The organism is Pseudomonas koreensis (assembly GCF_024169245.1).
Lineage (GTDB): Bacteria > Pseudomonadota > Gammaproteobacteria > Pseudomonadales > Pseudomonadaceae > Aquipseudomonas > Aquipseudomonas koreensis_F.
Genome location: NZ_JALJWP010000001.1, coordinates 4,199,492 through 4,215,945, shown reverse-complemented (window position 1 = coordinate 4,215,945; position 16,454 = coordinate 4,199,492). Strand labels below are relative to the sequence as shown.

Sequence of the window (16,454 nt, the reverse complement as noted above, 5' to 3'; positions counted from 1 at the left end):
GAAGCCGTCATCACACGGCCAGGACGAATTAGCGACGAAATTTCTACATCTTTTCTTTCATGATTTGTCGTGCTGAAACGTCTTGTTTAGAGAGCGCAACAAAACCATTCCCGATCTGGCTCTGAAAAGGAGTAATCGCATGTACAACTCGCACCTACCAACGGACGGTAGCCAGACGCCACAGGGCGTTTCCAGGAGCTCGCACACGCGCAACTTCACCTCGCGCGGCGAACGTCCGGGTAATGAGCGTATCCGGGTTCTCCTGAAAAGTTTCGGTCTGCGCACCAGCCTTATACGTCTGAAAGTCATCGACGCGCTGCTGGTGGCGGCACAGAGCAATCGTCGTCTGGGCGTGCGTGGCGTCCATAGCCAGCTACTCGACCTGGATGTCCCGCTGTCCTTTCTCAGTGTCCGCGAAGTGCTCAAACGCTTGTGCGCCGAAGGCGTGATCACCTTCAACGCCGACAAGAGTTATAGCCTGCACCCACAGGCGGCAGCGGTCCTCAACAACGAATGAAGACCCTGGCTGTCGCAGTCAGGGTTTGACCTTGCGGCGCATCACGCCGTTGATCACGACTACGACGACTGCCACGCCGATGGCGACGTACTGGAAGGTTTTCTCAGTGATCATCCCGGCGTTTTGCAGCCAGGACAGGCCCAGCATGATCGCCAGTACGGACAGAGCGATCAGAATCGAATAAATCAAGCGTTGCTTCTGGGTCATTGCGGCTTTCCTGAAACGTTGGAATGTATCCGGTGTGTATCCGCCTGCACTCCATGCGCGGTCCGGATTACCGGGAACCGCCGCTGCAAACGGGGCCTCATGTTACAGCCGCCGGAGCATTTTGGCTGCATGGCAGCTCAATCATGAGGCGCGCCCTGCCCGCCTGATCCATTGCCAACAACGCCCGGGCTGTCGGGATAATGTCGTTCCCGCCGCAGTGAAGCCAGGTAAACATGTTTTGCGTTCAGCCAATCCTTTAAACATGTCGTAAGTTTTTGAAATTTGCTGACGCAGCAAACGACTAGGTCCTCCGCACGTCTGCGCCTAGGCTCTGCGAACTTTCCAACTGGTAAACAGGGACGTTCATGCAGAGAACACTTATAAACATCGGCCCCAGACAGGTAGCCGGTTTCTGTCTGGCGCTGACCGCTTTCGAACTGCTCACTTACATGGCCAGCGATGTGATCATGCCAGCGATGCTCGACGTCACAACCGAGCTCGAGGCGCACGTGCGGCATGTTCCCAATGCATTCAATCTTTACCTGTTGGGTGGCGTCTGCCTGCAGTGGTTACTCGGGCCTTTGTCCGACCGGTTCGGGCGCCGACCGCTGTTATTGATCGGCAGCGCGCTGTTCGGTGTGTCGTGCGCGGCGGCATTCCTGACTCAAAGTATTGAAGCCTTCAACCTGTTACGTCTGTTGCAAGGCATGGGCCTGGGTTTCGTCGTCGCGGTCAGCTATCCGGCGCTGCAGGAGGTGTTCTGCGAAGCCGACGCCGTACGGCTCATGGCCCTGCTCGGCAACGTAGCCTTGTTGTCGCCATTGCTCGGGCCGCTACTCGGCATTCTGCTGCTGGAATGGCTGAGCTGGCGACAGATCTTTCTGCTTCTCGGCTGCGCCGCCGCGCTGGTCTGGCTCGGCCTGTTGCTGTGGATGCCGGAAACGGTGGGCGTCGAGCGCCGCGACGGTCATCGCAACGCCAGAGTGGCCTTTTCCTGGCGCCTCGTTTCTCAGCGCTATGGCGCGCTATTGGCCAATCCGCGCTTCCTCTTTGCCAGTCTGGCGCTGGGCTTGATGAGCCTGCCGCTGATCGCGTGGATCGGACTCGCCCCATTGCTGCTGGTACGGGTTCTGGAAATGACGCCGCTGGAATATGGCTTGTGGCAGATACCGGTTTTTTCGGCAGTCATCGCTGGCAATCTGATTCTCGACCGATTGCTGCAGACGCATTCGCTTGAGCAATTGATTCAACTGGCGCTGTGGCCGTTCTGTCTGGGTCTTGTGCTGTTGGCGGCGTGCGCATTGCTCGGTGCGGGACTGGGTCCAGTGGTGGCCAGCCTGGCGTTGTACGCCGTCGGGCTGGGCATGAGCAACGCGGCGGTGTACCGCCTGGCGCTGTTTTCCAGTGATGACAGCAAAGGCCTGGTGTCGGCGCTGACCGGCATGATCTCGATTGCCGTCATGGGCCTCGGCGGGTCGCTGATTGCGACCATCGGTGGCGGTAGCCGCCTTGAATATTTCGCGCTCTGGGCCGCGTTCGGCGGGCTGATGTGCCTGCCCTTGATGTACCGGTTACTGCAAACCACCTCGCCGGATGTGGCCTCGCCTCAATAAGGAACATTGATGACTCACTTACCCTATGCCGACGCCCTTTGCGCGTTGACGCAACCCTATTGCGCAGATTCTGCCCCGGCCGATCTGTTTGATCGGGCGATGGCTGAGATCAGCCGCTTTCACTGCGAGCACTCCCCGGGTTACGCCGATTGGCTCGACGCCAATGGCCTCGCCCCGCAGGATCTCGACAGCCTGGATGACTGGTCGCGCCTGCCGCCAATATTCGCCAACTTCTTCAAACGACACCTGCTGCTCAGCAGCACCGGCACTGATGCTCTGGAACTGATTTCGTCGGGCACCAGCGGGCAGAAAAGTCGCATGCGCTACGACGAGCGCAGCCTGGCGCGCGCGCAATTCATGGTCGCGCAGATATTTCGCCACTACAGCTGGGACGCGCCGGACACGCCATGCAACTACCTGCTGCTCAGCTACGAACCCGAGGGTCGCATCACCCTTGGAACGTCATTCACCGACCAGTTTCTCTGTCAGTTCGCCCCGGTCAATCGCGTGGTGTACGCCTTGCGCAACACCGGTAGCGGCCATCAATTCGATGTATTCGGAGTGATCGCGGCATTGCAGGCCTTCGCTGAAGAGGGTTTGCCGGTGCGGATTTTCGGCTTTCCGGCATTTCTCTGGCAAACCCTGCAACGCATGCAGGACACCGGCGTACAAAATCTGCAGTTGCCGGCCGGTTCACTGGCGTTCTTTGGCGGCGGCTGGAAAACCCAGGCCGCACAGGAAATTCCCAAACAGCAGCTCTACGCCCACATTCACCGGCAACTGGGCATCGACCCCGCCCGCTGCCGCGACGGTTACGGCGCCGTCGAGCATGCAGTGCCTTACATCGAATGCGCTCGCCACCGCTTTCACGTACCGGTCTATTCGCGGGTATTGATCCGCGACCCGGCGGATTTTTCCCTGCTGCCCTATGGCCAGCAAGGCCTGCTCGGCTTCGTTTCACCTTATATCTCCTCCAGCCCCGCCCACGCCGTGGTGATGAGCGATCTGGCCACCCTGCACCCCGGCGCCAGTTGCGGCTGCGGATTGACCAGCGACTGGTTTGAACTGCACGGCCGCGCCGGGACCACGGCGGGTAGAAGCTGCGCAATGGCTGCCGCCGAATTACTGGGAAGTCACTGATATGTATTTGCTCAATGGACAACTGCACCAGACCTACAGCCTTGAGGCTGCGCTGCAGGATCTGCAACCGCAGCTCCCGCAACACCTGCCCACGACGCTCGATAGCGCCACAGTATTCAACGCAGCTGCGCGCTTTGCCGAGCGCCTGCGGGGGGCGCAAACGGATCTGCCACTCGACACTGCACAACGACAGGCCTTGATCGATTTCTGCCAGCCCGAAGCGTTGGCGTACAAGCGTCAGCGCGAACTCGGCAGCGACGCCGATTCGTTGCGGCGCATCGATTATCGCCACGCGCGTTTCGAAGCCTGGCGCCCGCTCGGACTGGTGGTGCACATCACCCCCGCCAATGCGCCCCTGCTGGCCTTCTGCGCGGTGGTCGAAAGCCTGCTTGCCGGCAACATCAACTGGTTGCGCCCCAGCCGTAGCGATCAAGGGCTGACGGCGCAATTGCTGTGCGCATTGGTCGAATGCGACGAGAGCGGACAACTGGGTGGTTACGTGGCGGTAATACCTGCCAGCACCGAACAGATCGGCTCATTGTGCAAACAGGCCAATGGTGTCGCCGCGTGGGGTGGCGAAGCGGCCCTGCAAGCCATTCGGCAGCAGCTCGCGCCGGGTTGTCGCTGGATCGACTGGGGCCATCGCATCAGCTTCGTCTATCTCACGCCCGAGGCCGCCACGCCCCAGGCGCTCGATGCCCTGGCCGATGAGGTCTGCCGGCTCGATCAACAAGCCTGTTCGAGCCCACAATGGCTGCTGGTGGATAGCGATGATCCGCAGGTATTGCGCACGGTGGGCGAGCGTCTGGCACAAGCGTTGGCGCGACGCACCGCGCAATGGCCCGCCCTGGTGCCGACGCTGCAGGAGGCGTCGCAAATCACCACGCAAATGCAGATGGCCCGTCTCGGCCAGAGTTTTGCCGGCCATACCGGGCATGTCTGGGACGGTTCGGGCTGGCGGGTGATCTGGACGCATGCCCGGCAACTCGCGCCATCACCGCTGTTTCGCAGCGTAATGCTGCATCCGGTGCCGCAGGCGCTGCTGACCGCCACGCTGCTGCCGTGGCGCAACGTATTGCAAAGCTGTGCGCTGGTCTGCGCGCAACCGCGCCTCGTCGAACTGACCTCCACGCTGATCAACGCCGGTGTAACGCGTATCGCACCGATCAGCGGCATTCACGACGGCTACGAGGGCGAGCCCCATGACGGCGTCTATGCACTGCAACGCTTGAGTCGTCGGGTATCGGTAAGTCTGGCGCCTGCGCAATTGGCGCATCGGGCCAGTCTGGATGGCGCGCCAGTGCCGGCAAAGCCATGCGGTCCGATCATGGACAAAGAGTCGTTCATCGCTCAACCCATCAATGACCGGACGCAATTGTATTTCCGTTCCGGAGGCAGCAGCGGTACGCCGGCCCTTGCCGGTTACAGCTATCACGACTTCCAGCGTCAGATGCGCGCAACGGCTGACGGGCTGTTCGCCGCCGGCCTTGATCCGGCGCAGGATCGGGTCATGAACCTGTTTTTCTGCGGCGGACTATACGGCGGCTTTCTCAGTTTCACCAAGGCGCTCGAACTGCTGACGGTGACGCATCTGCCCATGGCTGCCCCGGCAGATGACGACTACCGGGAAATCGCCCGGTTGATCATTGATCAACGGGTTAACGTTCTGGTGGGAATGCCCGCCACCCTGCACCGCCTGTTTCTCAACGAGCAGGAGCGTTTGCGCGCTTATGGAGGAGTCGAAAAGGTTTTATTCGGTGGCGAACACCCGAGCGAGCAGAACCGCGAATTGCTGCGCAGTTGCGGCGTGTCGACTATCCGTTCGGCCATTTATGGCAGCGTCGATGCCGGCCCGCTTGGCCATGCCTGCAAGGAGTCGGCGGATGGCGTGTTCCATCTGATGAGCGATATCCAGCAACTGGAAATTGTCGCGCTGGAAGAGGATGCAGCGGTTGTCGACGATCAAATCGGTCGGCTGGTGGTCACCTCGATTGCCCGCGAAGGTGGTCAGTGCGTGCAGCGCTATGAGATTGGCGACACGGGACGCTGGCTTCCCGGCACCTGCACGTGCGGGCTTGCCACCCCACGCTTCGAACTGTTGCAGCGCCACGGCAAATTGCTGCGAATCGGCACTGACTTTATCTCTCTGAGCGAACTGACGACGCGCCTGCAAGTGCCATTTCAGTTGTGCCTGGACCACACCGCCGAGGGTGTCGAGCGTATGCAGCTGCACAGTGAACTTGCAGCGGACGCGGTTAAAAAACGGCTCGCCGGTTATTCGACCCTGATGACCATCATCGAAACCGGATTGTTGGTTCTGCAGATCGAACAACGCTCGCCCGTGAACTTCATTCAAAACAAACACAGCGGCAAGACGCCGCTGGTCATTGATTCGCGCCGCTGACGTCCGGGCGCGAGTCGGATTATTCATATCAAGAAGAATGTACCGTGAAAAAAAACCAGCCCATCAACCAGTTGCTGAGCTTCGCCCGTCAGCATTCGCCTTACTACAAGCAATGCCTCGCCGATGTTCCCGAGGCGATAGACCAACTGCATGAACTGCCGCTGCTCGATCCTGCCAGCTTTTGGACTGGCAGCGAGGACCTCGATCACTGGCCGGTCCTGACTGGCCCGTTGGAGTCAGCCTTGGTCTTCAAGACCGGCGGATCAACCGGCAGCGGCAGACTTTCTGTCTATGACCGAGCTGAATGGCAGCGCACGGTCGAGGATTTCGGCCGCAGCGTCAGTAAGCAATTGAAGCCGGGCGATCGGATAGCCAACCTGTTCTTCGCCGGTGACCTGTATGCCAGCTTCCTGTTCATTCACGATGCACTGGCTCACGTGACAACGGGTATTACCGAGTTTCCGTTTACCGGTGAAGTCGACTCGCCGCTGCTGGCCGATGCCATCACCCAGCACCGGATCAATGTTCTGGCTGGCGTACCTGCGCAGTTATTGACTTTCGCCAGTTGGCTAAAGCAAAGCGACCGCACGTTGGCCGCGGTCGATACGGTGCTGTATGGCGGCGAAAGCCTGTTCGCCTCACAACGCCAGCTCCTTGAACAGGTAATGCCCAACGCTCGGATCGCCTCCATCGGCTACGCCAGCGTTGACGGCGGGTTCATCGGCGCCAGTCATCCTGACTGCGCCGAGGGAGAACATCGCACGCCTGACGGACACGTTCTGCTGGAAATAATCGACGAGCACACTGGAGCAACGATCGAGGCTTTTGATCAACCCGGCCTGTTGGTACTGACCAACCTCCATCGCCGCTTGATGCCGCTGATTCGCTATCCCGTGGGCGACCTGGCGTGCTGGCGGGAACCGGCGGGAGCTGCGCAACGCAAATTCGCCTTGAAGGGGCGCAGCGGTAACAGCCAGCGTGTGCGGGTCGGGATTGTGTCGCTGATGGCGGAAGAAATCAGCAAGAGCGTACGGCTGGTCACTGGCAGCGACGACTGGCAATTGTTGATTGAGCAGGTCGACTGCACGGATGTGTTGACGTTGAAATGCGTTGTGAACGAACGAGCGACTTGTGCCCACCAGACACTTGAGGCCCGATTGGTCGAGCTGTATCCGCAGATACGGCAATTGCAGGCTGCGCAATTACTGGAACTACGCATTCAGAGCTGCAGATTCGAGGATCTTGCGCGTCACCCTCGCGCAGGCAAACGCCTGCGGGTGGTCGATCTGCGTCGCTATGACCAACATGACAGGGAGGTGCCTGATGGAATCGTTGATTCTGCGCAATTACCGTGACACCGACGCCACTGCCGTCAGCGCACTCTTTCGCGACGTTTACGGCGATCATTACGTGCAAACCGACGTCTATCTGCCCTGTCTGATCAGCCAGAACCACGCGGACAAACGCTGGCATTCCCTGGTTGCGGTCGAGGGGGAACGCATTCGGGGCCACGCTACCTTGTACCGGCAAACGGAGAGCTCGCACGATGCCGAACTGGCTCTGAGCGCCGTGCATCCCGATACCCGCGGGCAAAACATCGCCACGCGCCTGGGCGAGCAACTGCTGACTCATGCACAGGCGTTGGGCTGTCGCAGCGTTTCGATCAAACAGGTCACCCATCACCCTTACACCCAACGCATGGCCATCCACCTGGGTTTCCATAACACCGGACTGCTGCCGGACTATGTCCGCTCACCTTTCGGATGCAAAAAGCCCGAGTCGATCGTCTTGGGCGTTCGCGCCATCGATGGTTATCAACGGCCCTTGCCCGAGCAGGTATGGCCAGCCAGTTGCCGGCCCTTCATGGAGCGACTGACGACAGTCTTCGGCAGCGGGGCCAGCGTGCCGCGCTGGCGCGGCGCCTCGGTTCAGGTTGAACAACATGGCCATCGCCATGAAATGTTGCTGGAAAAACTCGACCCTGAACTGCTCAACCAGTTGAGAACGCTACCCGGGCATTGGCTGATTTCGATCCGTCTGCAGTTGTCCCGACACCTCGCCGTGGATCTGCACAGCCTGAACGCCATCGGTTTTGCCTTCACTGGTCTTGCGCCCGCGCAGGACAATCGGGGTGGATGGCTGGCGTTGTTTCATCGCGGCTACAGCGCGCGCAAATTGGCGTTGCATTGCCCGCACATCCGCAGCTTGCATGATCAGATCCAACGGCAAATCGCAGGGCGGGATTTGACGCCAGTGTGATCGGGACAGTGGCAGCCAGCATGGACCCGTTCGATGACGAGCGGGTTCAGGCCTTGGCCTTGATGCCCTTGTCGGATGGAACAGCTGCGTTGCCTTCGCCATAGGTCTTGAGATTCTGCAAGATGTAGATGGCTTTTTTAAACTCGGGAATCAGGCTCTTGCCGTAATAATTGCCATTGAGGCTATTGGTCTGGATGGCATCGAGCTGCGTGGCGAAATACTCCAGCGCGTTGAACTTGGCGTCCGGGTCTTTCTGCACGCCGAAACGGTCGAATTTGTCACCAGCATTGAGCAAGGTGATCGACGTGATCTCGGAAATCAGTCCGCGCCCGCGCAAGAACTCGCTGAGGTTGCCCAGTTGCTTGACGGAGACGTTGGCCGGGTCGAAGCCCTTGATTTGCTTGCGCAGCCCCTGTTTATCCATCTCGGCGACATTCAGCGCGTTCGGATCGTTACCGACCAGCGTCAGCATTTGCTGCACTTTGACGCTTTGCGCGACCTGTTTCTTCGCACCGGTGTCACGGACCATGACGCCAGCCTTGCTTTCCCAGGCGCCGGTATAACCGATAGTCATGCGAGGTTTCCTTGTGCGATGGGCATGAATTGTCCTTGTTCAGCGATTTGAATGGGCGCAAGTATCGGCCTCGTTCCTGCTTGCTCCAAGACTTTTATGAGCTGCTTTACAAATTCCGTACATTCTCGACAAAGGGCCGATGACCCCGCAAACGCTGCGCTAGAGCTGTCATGTCAATGTAACGAATGATGCTCGGGAGAATGGACCTGCCCGAATTTGTCGATCCGCAGACCAACCGGTCATCGCCATGCATCTGTTTCGGCACCCGCGGACCTAAAGCTTCCGCGCGGAACGACGATACGCTTTGATACCCGCCCGACTTATTCCTGCCCTCCGACAAAAACGCCGCTCAAGGATCAGTTCCATGCCCGCACTGCGCACTATCCAGGCTCGCTACACGCTGTTTCTGGTTCTGTTCATCCTGTTGTTGTCCGTGTTGACTGTAGTCGGCATCAGCCAATTGGTTGCGCCGACCCTGCGTGACACCGAAGAAAAGGTCGTGCTCAATCGCATCGCCGAGGTCGCCGTGCAGATTCAGGGCGAACTGAACAAGGTGCAGGCCCAGCAGCGCAGCATCACTCAGACCATCCCGTTGCTCGACAGCGCAGCCATCGACGTGGTGCTACCAGGGCTGGTGGATCAGTACGGCGAACTTAAAGTCTTCGGCGGCGGCATCTGGCCGTTACCGGGCCAGCGTGAAACCGGGCGCAACAAGTTCAGCACCTTCTGGCATCGTGATGCGTCAGGCCAGCTCAAGGTCAACACCTTCTGGAACAGCGACGCTGCACCGAATTATTACGACCAGAGCTGGCACAAGGGCGGCATGGCCACCCCGCGCGGCCAATGCGCGTGGGCCGCTGCCTATAAAGACGACGCCAGTGCGGAGCCGCGCACCAACTGCGCCATGGCCATCTACAAGAACGGCAGCGCCTGGGGCGTCTCGACCATCGACGTGACGCTGGGCTTCTTCAACGATCTGGTGGCGCGCAAGGAAAAAGACCTCAACGCCGAGATGCTCATCGTTGAGGCTGACGGCAAGATCATCAGCAACAGCTCACGCATCAGCGGTCCGATTGTGCTGAAGAACATCAGCGAACTGGCGGCCAGCTCCACTTTCATCAACCAGATCAAGTCCGGCCTGCAGAACCGCGATCAGGCGCAGCGCGTCGAGTTCGACAACAACGGCGAAGCCAGCACGTTCTTCATGCGCCCTATCGAGGGCACGCCGTGGTTCCTCGCCACCGCCCTGCCAACCAAGATGCTCACCGCCCAGCGTGATGACGTGCTCAACAGCCTGAGCCTGATCCAGATTCCGCTGGTGATCCTGCTGGTGCTGTTGCAGGTTTATGCGATTCGTAAGCTGGTGCAGCGCATGAAGGCGCTGAAAGCCAACATCGACTCGCTGTCCAGCGGCGACGCCGACCTGACCCGCCGCATCACCATTCGCGCCGAAGACGAACTGGGCGCCATCGGCCACTCGGTCAACACCTTCATCGCCTATTTGCAGAACATGATCGGCGAAGTCACCCAGGCCACCGGCGCCATGGCTTCGTGCCTCGACAATCTGCAACGCACTTCGGCGCACACCAGCCAGATCCTGCTGCGTCACGCCTCGGAAACCGACCAGACCGTCACCGCCATTACCGAAATGAGCTCGACCGCCGAAAGCGTCGCGCAGAATGCGGCCGAAACTGCCGCGTTCACTCAACGTGCCAACGAAAACGCCGATCGCTCGCGGGTGGTGGTCGGTGAGGCGACCAACAGCGTGGTCGCGCTGATCGACGAAGTGGCCAGCGCTACACACAAAGTTGAAAACATGCAGCAGGACGCCCAGCGCATCACCGAAATCCTCGGCGTGATCGGCGCGATTGCCGGGCAGACCAACCTGCTCGCCCTCAACGCGGCAATCGAGGCTGCACGTGCCGGGGAACAGGGTCGCGGCTTTGCGGTAGTGGCGGATGAAGTCCGTGCCCTCGCCGCCCGTACTCAGGCCAGCACTTCGGAAATCAACGAAATGTTGACCCGCCTGACCCAAGGCGTGAGTTCGTCGGTCAGCGCCATGGAAAACACCCAGGCCAGCTGCCAGTCTGCCGCCGACGCCACGGCTCGAGTCAACTCGGGGCTGGACGAAATGGCCGGTTCGGTCAGCCACATCAACAGCCTCAGCACCCAGATCGCCACCGCCGCCGAACAGCAAAGCGCAGTGACCGAAGAGATCAATCGCAGCATGGTGCAGATCCGCCACATGGTCGATGAACTGGTGCAGAGCGGCCAGGCGAGCGAGTTGAATACCCGGCAATTGCTGGAAGCCAATAGCCGCGTGAGCGCGATCATGGGACGGTTCAAGGTCAGTTAAGCCAACCGCATACCTGTAGGAGTGAGCCTGCTCGCGATGGCGGTTTATCGGTCAAGAATGTTGTCGACTGGAATACCGCTATCGCGAGCAGGCTCACTCCTACACTGGTTCGGGCGTCTTGTAGCAACTGGAAACACTCAGTTGATGCCAGGGCGGAAAAACCGGTCAAAATGCGTTCTTTTGACCGTCACCCGAGTCGAGAGCCCATTCCCATGCGAACCCAACTGCGTCTGCTCGCCCTGAGCACCCTGTTCCTCTCCTCCCTGGCGCAAGCCGCCGAACTGATCCCGATCGAAGTGCACCGCGATGCCAATTGCGGTTGCTGCAAAAAATGGATCAGCCATCTCGAAGCCAATGGCTTCAAAGTTGAAGACCACGTCGAAAGCGACATGAGCAGCTTTAAACAGCAGCACGGCGTACCACCGCGCCTCGCGTCCTGTCACACGGCGATCATCGATGGCAAATTCGTCGAGGGTCATGTGCCGGCGGATCAGGTGCTGGCTCTGAGCAAGCGCGACGATCTGCTTGGCGTGGCCGCACCGGGCATGCCGATGGGGTCGCCGGGCATGGAAATGGATGGCATGAGCGACGCGTATCAGGTCATCGGCCTGAAAAAGGACGGCGCTGACGTGGTGGTGGCGGACTACCCGGCCCGTTGATGGGCGCGGCTTACTTCGGCCTGTTCTTTGCTGCGTTTGGCGCGGCGACATTGTTGCCACTGCAATCCGAGGCGCTGCTGGTCGGGCTGATCGTCAGCGAGCGTTACTGGTTGTGGGGCCTGCTTGCGGTGGCAACACTGGGCAACGTGCTCGGCTCGCTGGTCAACTGGTGGCTGGGCCATGGCATCGAACGGTTTCAGGGTCGACGCTGGTTTCCGGTCAGTCCTGGGCACATGGCCAAGGCGCGCAAGCACTACGAGCGCTATGGGCACTGGTCGCTGCTGCTCAGCTGGCTGCCGGTAATCGGCGATCCGCTGACCCTGATTGCCGGCGTCATGCGTGAGCCCCTCGGGCGGTTCCTGCTGATCGTGACGCTGGCCAAAGGCGCGCGCTATGGCGTGCTGGCCTTGCTGACGCTGGGCTGGCTCGGTTGAACCAACATCCCGCGTGATTGCCTTTGTTTAACGTCGGCGTAATCCCGGCCTTTCAGAGTCAGCCAATTTTCAAGGAGTTTGTGCTTATGTCCGTCACGCTTTCCCGCTGGCTGCCCGGCCTCGTCCTCAGCGCTGCCCTGCCGTTAATGGCGCACGCAGCCACTGAAACCGCTCCCGCCGAAGGGCCGGCCTATGGCCCGGAACTGCAAGGTTTCCAATATCCCTACACGCTTAAACACTTCGCCTTCGAATCCCAGGGCCAGCAACTGCAAATGGGCTACATGGACATCGCCGCCAATGGCAAGGCCAACGGTCGCACCGTGGTACTGATGCACGGCAAGAATTTCTGCGCGGCAACCTGGGACAGTTCGATCAAGGCGCTGAGCGACGCGGGCTACCGAGTGATTGCGCCGGATCAGATCGGTTTCTGCACCTCAAGCAAGCCTGAGCACTATCAGTACAGCTTCCAGCAACTCGCCACCAACACCCAGCAGTTGCTGAAGGCGCTGGGCATTCAGAAAGCCACAGTGCTCGGCCACTCCACCGGCGGCATGCTCGCCACCCGTTATGCGCTGCTGTTCCCCGAGCAGGTCGATCAACTGGCGATGGTCAACCCGATCGGCCTGGAAGACTGGAAAGCCCTCGGCGTACCGTATCGCACCGTCGATCAGTGGTACCAGCGCGAGTTGAAGGTGACGGCCAAGGGCATTCGCGACTATGAGCGCACCACCTATTACGACGGCCGCTGGAAGCCCGAATTCGATCGCTGGGTCGACATGCTTGCCGGCCTGAGCAAAGGCCCGGGCAAGACCCAGGTCGCGTGGAACTCGGCGCTGATCTACGACATGATCTTCACCCAGCCGGTGTACTACGAGTTCAAGGACCTGAAGATGCCGACCCTGTTGCTGATCGGCACGTCCGATACCACCGCAATCGGCAAGGACCTCGCGCCGCCGGAAGTGAAAGCCAGAATCGGTCACTACGAGGTGCTCGGCAAACAGGTCTCCAAGCTGATTCCACAGTCGACGTTGATTGAATTCCCGGGCATGGGCCATGCGCCGCAAATGGAAGAACCGGAAAAATTCCATCAGGCGCTGCTCGGTTGGCTGGGCAAGACTCCTTCCGTTCCTTGATGAGGTAAGGCGATGACGGTGCAGATTGCAGTGATCGATGATTGGCAGGACGTGGCCCGCGACGTGGTCGACTGGTCGGTGCTCGATGGGATCGGTGAAGTAACCTTTGTGCACGATTACCCGGCGAACAACGCCACGCTCGCTGAGCGCCTCGGCAAGTACGAGGTGATCTGCGTGATGCGCGAACGCACGCGTTTCGACGCCGACCTGCTGGGGCGTTTGCCCAATCTGAAATTGCTGGTCACCGGCGGCATGCGCAATGCCGCGCTGGACATGCCTGCAGCAGCGGCGCTGGGCATCAAGGTCTGCGGCACCGACAGTTACAAACACGCCGCGCCGGAGTTGACCTGGGCGCTGATCATGGCGGCCACCCGTGGTCTGGTGAAGGAAGCCAATGCCCTGCGCGCCGGCCAGTGGCAGCAGGGACTGGGCGGTGATCTGCACGGCAAGACCCTGGGTATTCTCGGTTTGGGCAGCATCGGCCAGCGGGTCGCGCAATTCGGTCAGGTGTTCGGCATGCGGGTGATTGCCTGGAGCGAAAACCTCACGGCCGAACGCGCTGAACAGGCTGGCGTGACTTACGTCAGCAAGCAGCAATTATTCGAACAGGCTGACGTGCTGTCGGTGCATCTGGTGCTCAGCGAGCGCAGTCGCAATCTGGTCGATGCCCAGGCGCTGGACTGGATGAAACCGACCGCGCTGCTGGTCAACACCGCCCGCGGGCCGATCGTCGATGAAGCGGCGCTGATCAAGGCGTTGCAGAAACGGCGCATTGCCGGGGTGGCGCTGGATGTTTTCGAGCAGGAGCCTTTGCCGGCTCTGCACCCGTTTCGCACGCTGGACAATGTTCTCGCCACGCCGCATGTGGGTTATGTCAGTCGGCAGAACTATGAACAGTTTTTCCGGCAGATGATCGAGGATATTCAGGCTTGGGCGGCCGGGGAGCCGATGCGTCTATTGAATTGAGTCTTTAACTCGAGAGTTGTAGCGCATCAACCGGCCCCTTCGCGAGCAGGCTCGCTCCCACAGGGTGTCCGCGTTCCAATGTGGGAGCGAGCCTGCTCGCGAAGGGGTCATCTCAGATACCACTCTGAAATACGCTCGCACCACAACGGTGCAACATGCCCAACCCCTAGCACAAAACCGTGACTGCCCAGTCACCGTTTTAGCCCACTCCAGACGAAAAACATGCCCTTCGTCGGAGCATTCCCTCCGCTAAACCTTCACTTACATCCAGACACAACCGATTGTCGAACAATTTACCCATTTGCCCTTACCCGCTCTAGGATCTGGCCTAGACTGATTTTTCAGTGGTTAAACCACTCGGTCATACCGACGAAAAAAACTCGAAACTTTTGCTTCACGCCACAGGTCATCAGAACAACTGGGCGAAAGCGACTGGTGTAATCCTTGCAACGGCCTCACCACCCATTCTGCTTGCGCGTGTTGGGTCAGCATTTGCTCACCGATGCGTGGCGCCTTTGCGCCCGGCCACAGGACTTGGCCACGAAACAGCTTGTTTGAGACAAGAATCAGATCACACACGGGAGATACATATGATCAGTGCGGCATTGGATATTCAGGGAGAGCGTGCTCACCAGTCGCTTGGAGAATCGAGCACCATCAGTATTCCCGGCAGCCGACAGATCAACGTACCCGGCACCAAGACGCTTGCTCCGGTAGCAAGCCAGAATCCCAACAAGAAAAAAGTGTTGTTCGTGACCTCGGAAATCGCCGATCTGGTCAAGACCGGTGGTCTGGGTGACGTCTCCGCTGCCCTGCCCCGGGCCATGGCCCATCTGCATGATGTGCGCGTGCTGATCCCCGGTTATCCGCAAGTGATGCATAGCGAAAACCCGATTCACATCATCGGCGAGCTGGGTGGCCACGCCGCGCTGCCACCTTGCAAGATCGGGCGCATGGACATGCCCGATGGCCTGGTGATCTACGTGTTGATCTGCCCTGAACTCTATGAGCGTGAAGGTGGCCCATACGGCGCCAACAACGGCCGCGACTGGCCGGACAACCATATCCGCTTCGCCCGTCTCGGCCTGGCCGCTGCCGACATCGCCGCCAACCTTGCGCAGATCCACTGGCGCCCGGATCTGGTGCACGCCCACGACTGGCCGGCTGGCCTCGCACCCGCTTACATGCACTGGCGCGGGCAGCGCACACCGACCCTGTTCACCATTCACAACCTTGCCTACCAGGGCGTGACCAGCCTCGGTTCCTGCCCCGAACTGGGGATTCCCACCCACGCGCTGCAACAGGAAGGCATGGAGTTCTACGGCAAGATGTCGTTCCTCAAGGCCGGCATGGCCTATTCGAGCCACATCACTACCGTCAGCGCCACTTATGCGCAGGAAATCACCACCCCGGACTTCGGCTGTGGCCTCGACGGCTTCCTCGCAGCCAAGACTCAGCAAGGTCTGCTCAGCGGCATCCCGAACGGCATCGATGAAAGCTGGGATTCGGCGACTGATCCGCACCTGTTTGCACCGTTCGCCATCGGCGATTGGGAAGGCAAAGCGGTCAATGCCGCGCATGTCCGTGAGCTGTTTGGCTTGCATGATTCCACCGGCCCGCTGTTCGCTGTGGTCTCGCGACTGGTGTATCAGAAAGGTCTCGACCTCACCGAAGCAGTGTCCGAATTCATCGTGCAGAACGGTGGCCAGATCGCAATCATCGGTCGCGGCGAGCCGGAAGAAGAGCAAGCCATGCGTGAACTGGCCCTGCGTTTCCCTGGCCAGGTCGGTGTGCGCATCGGCTTCAACGAAACCGATGCCCGGCGCATGTTTGCCGGTAGCGACTTCCTGCTGATGCCATCGCGTTACGAGCCATGCGGGCTGAGCCAGATGTACGCCCAGCGTTTCGGCTCGTTGCCGGTCGCACGCAATACCGGCGGTCTGGCGGACACCATCGAAAACGGCGTCACCGGTTTCCTCTTCGATGAATCCACCGTTGATAGCTATAAAGAAGCCCTGAGCCGCGCGTTCAAGGTCTTCGCCTTCCCGGAACTGCTCAATGCCATGCGTTGCCGGGCCATGGCCGCACCGTTCAACTGGAGCAAAGCGGTTGAACCGTACGCCGAACTTTACGAACAACTGGTCGCCAAGGCGTTGGGTAAAGCCAGCCACAAATAACCAGGGAGTTGCAAA

13 protein-coding genes and 2 pseudogenes are annotated in these 16,454 nt (G+C 59.9%); 13 read left to right on the top strand and 2 right to left on the bottom strand.

Annotated features, from left to right (window positions below; all coding sequences use genetic code 11):
• The first annotated feature begins 139 nt into the window (after positions 1-139).
• Positions 140-517 carry a fe2+ zn2+ uptake regulation protein gene (locus J2Y90_RS18690; protein ID WP_253501627.1) on the top strand — a complete coding sequence of 126 codons (378 nt, stop codon included), beginning with the start codon at positions 140-142 and terminating at the stop codon, positions 515-517.
• Between the two features lie 18 nt (positions 518-535).
• On the opposite strand, the gene J2Y90_RS18685 is transcribed toward J2Y90_RS18690, so the two are convergent.
• Positions 536-724 carry a hypothetical protein gene (locus J2Y90_RS18685; protein WP_016770563.1) on the bottom strand — a complete coding sequence of 63 codons (189 nt, stop codon included), beginning with the start codon at positions 722-724 and terminating at the stop codon, positions 536-538.
• 365 nt (positions 725-1,089) lie between these two features.
• On the opposite strand from J2Y90_RS18685, the gene J2Y90_RS18680 reads away from it, so the two are divergent.
• The 5 genes from J2Y90_RS18680 to J2Y90_RS18660 are packed head-to-tail and all read left to right on the top strand — an operon-like array spanning position 1,090 to position 8,140.
• Positions 1,090-2,337 (top strand): MFS transporter, encoded by a 1,248-nt coding sequence (locus J2Y90_RS18680; RefSeq protein ID WP_253501625.1) that lies wholly within the window; start codon positions 1,090-1,092, stop codon positions 2,335-2,337.
• A gap of 9 nt (positions 2,338-2,346) precedes the next feature.
• Positions 2,347-3,477 (top strand): acyl-protein synthase, encoded by a 1,131-nt coding sequence (locus J2Y90_RS18675; RefSeq protein WP_253501623.1) that lies wholly within the window; start codon positions 2,347-2,349, stop codon positions 3,475-3,477.
• 1 nt (position 3,478) lies between these two features.
• A complete protein-coding gene (locus J2Y90_RS18670; RefSeq protein ID WP_253501621.1) occupies positions 3,479-5,881 on the top strand; it encodes an aldehyde dehydrogenase family protein in 2,403 nt (800 codons plus the stop codon).
• A gap of 44 nt (positions 5,882-5,925) precedes the next feature.
• Positions 5,926-7,236 (top strand): phenylacetate--CoA ligase family protein, encoded by a 1,311-nt coding sequence (locus J2Y90_RS18665; RefSeq protein ID WP_429462060.1) that lies wholly within the window; start codon positions 5,926-5,928, stop codon positions 7,234-7,236.
• Positions 7,205-8,140 carry a GNAT family N-acetyltransferase gene (locus J2Y90_RS18660; RefSeq protein WP_253501618.1) on the top strand — a complete coding sequence of 312 codons (936 nt, stop codon included), beginning with the start codon at positions 7,205-7,207 and terminating at the stop codon, positions 8,138-8,140. Before J2Y90_RS18665 ends, J2Y90_RS18660 begins: the two co-directional genes overlap by 32 nt.
• Positions 8,141-8,186: 46 nt before the next feature.
• Here the strand turns inward: J2Y90_RS18660 and J2Y90_RS18655 are convergent, their stop codons facing one another.
• Complete coding sequence (locus J2Y90_RS18655; protein WP_253501615.1) at positions 8,187-8,714, bottom strand: hypothetical protein; 528 nt, start codon at positions 8,712-8,714, stop codon at positions 8,187-8,189.
• Positions 8,715-9,078: 364 nt separating this feature from the next.
• Between J2Y90_RS18655 and J2Y90_RS26760 the strand changes: the two are divergent.
• From J2Y90_RS26760 to glgA, 7 genes and pseudogenes are all read left to right on the top strand, one after another.
• Positions 9,079-10,209 (top strand): annotated as a pseudogene (locus J2Y90_RS26760) (HAMP domain-containing protein); the annotation flags it as partial.
• 333 nt (positions 10,210-10,542) lie between these two features.
• A pseudogene (locus tag J2Y90_RS26755) lies at positions 10,543-11,070 on the top strand (methyl-accepting chemotaxis protein); the annotation flags it as partial.
• 212 nt (positions 11,071-11,282) lie between these two features.
• Entirely contained in the window at positions 11,283-11,729 is a 447-nt protein-coding gene (locus J2Y90_RS18645; protein WP_253501609.1) for a DUF411 domain-containing protein, read from the top strand.
• The gene (locus tag J2Y90_RS18640; protein ID WP_253501605.1) at positions 11,729-12,163 is read left to right on the top strand and encodes a YqaA family protein; all 435 of its coding nucleotides are present in this window, start codon (positions 11,729-11,731) and stop codon (positions 12,161-12,163) included. Before J2Y90_RS18645 ends, J2Y90_RS18640 begins: the two co-directional genes overlap by 1 nt.
• An 86-nt stretch (positions 12,164-12,249) precedes the next feature.
• The gene (locus J2Y90_RS18635; RefSeq protein WP_253501602.1) at positions 12,250-13,296 is read left to right on the top strand and encodes an alpha/beta fold hydrolase; all 1,047 of its coding nucleotides are present in this window, start codon (positions 12,250-12,252) and stop codon (positions 13,294-13,296) included.
• A gap of 12 nt (positions 13,297-13,308) precedes the next feature.
• Positions 13,309-14,262 carry a D-2-hydroxyacid dehydrogenase family protein gene (locus tag J2Y90_RS18630; protein ID WP_253501599.1) on the top strand — a complete coding sequence of 318 codons (954 nt, stop codon included), beginning with the start codon at positions 13,309-13,311 and terminating at the stop codon, positions 14,260-14,262.
• A gap of 590 nt (positions 14,263-14,852) precedes the next feature.
• Positions 14,853-16,439, top strand: a complete 1,587-nt coding sequence (gene glgA, locus J2Y90_RS18625) for a glycogen synthase GlgA (protein WP_253501596.1) — start codon at positions 14,853-14,855, stop codon at positions 16,437-16,439.
• Positions 16,440-16,454: the final 15 nt, after the last annotated feature.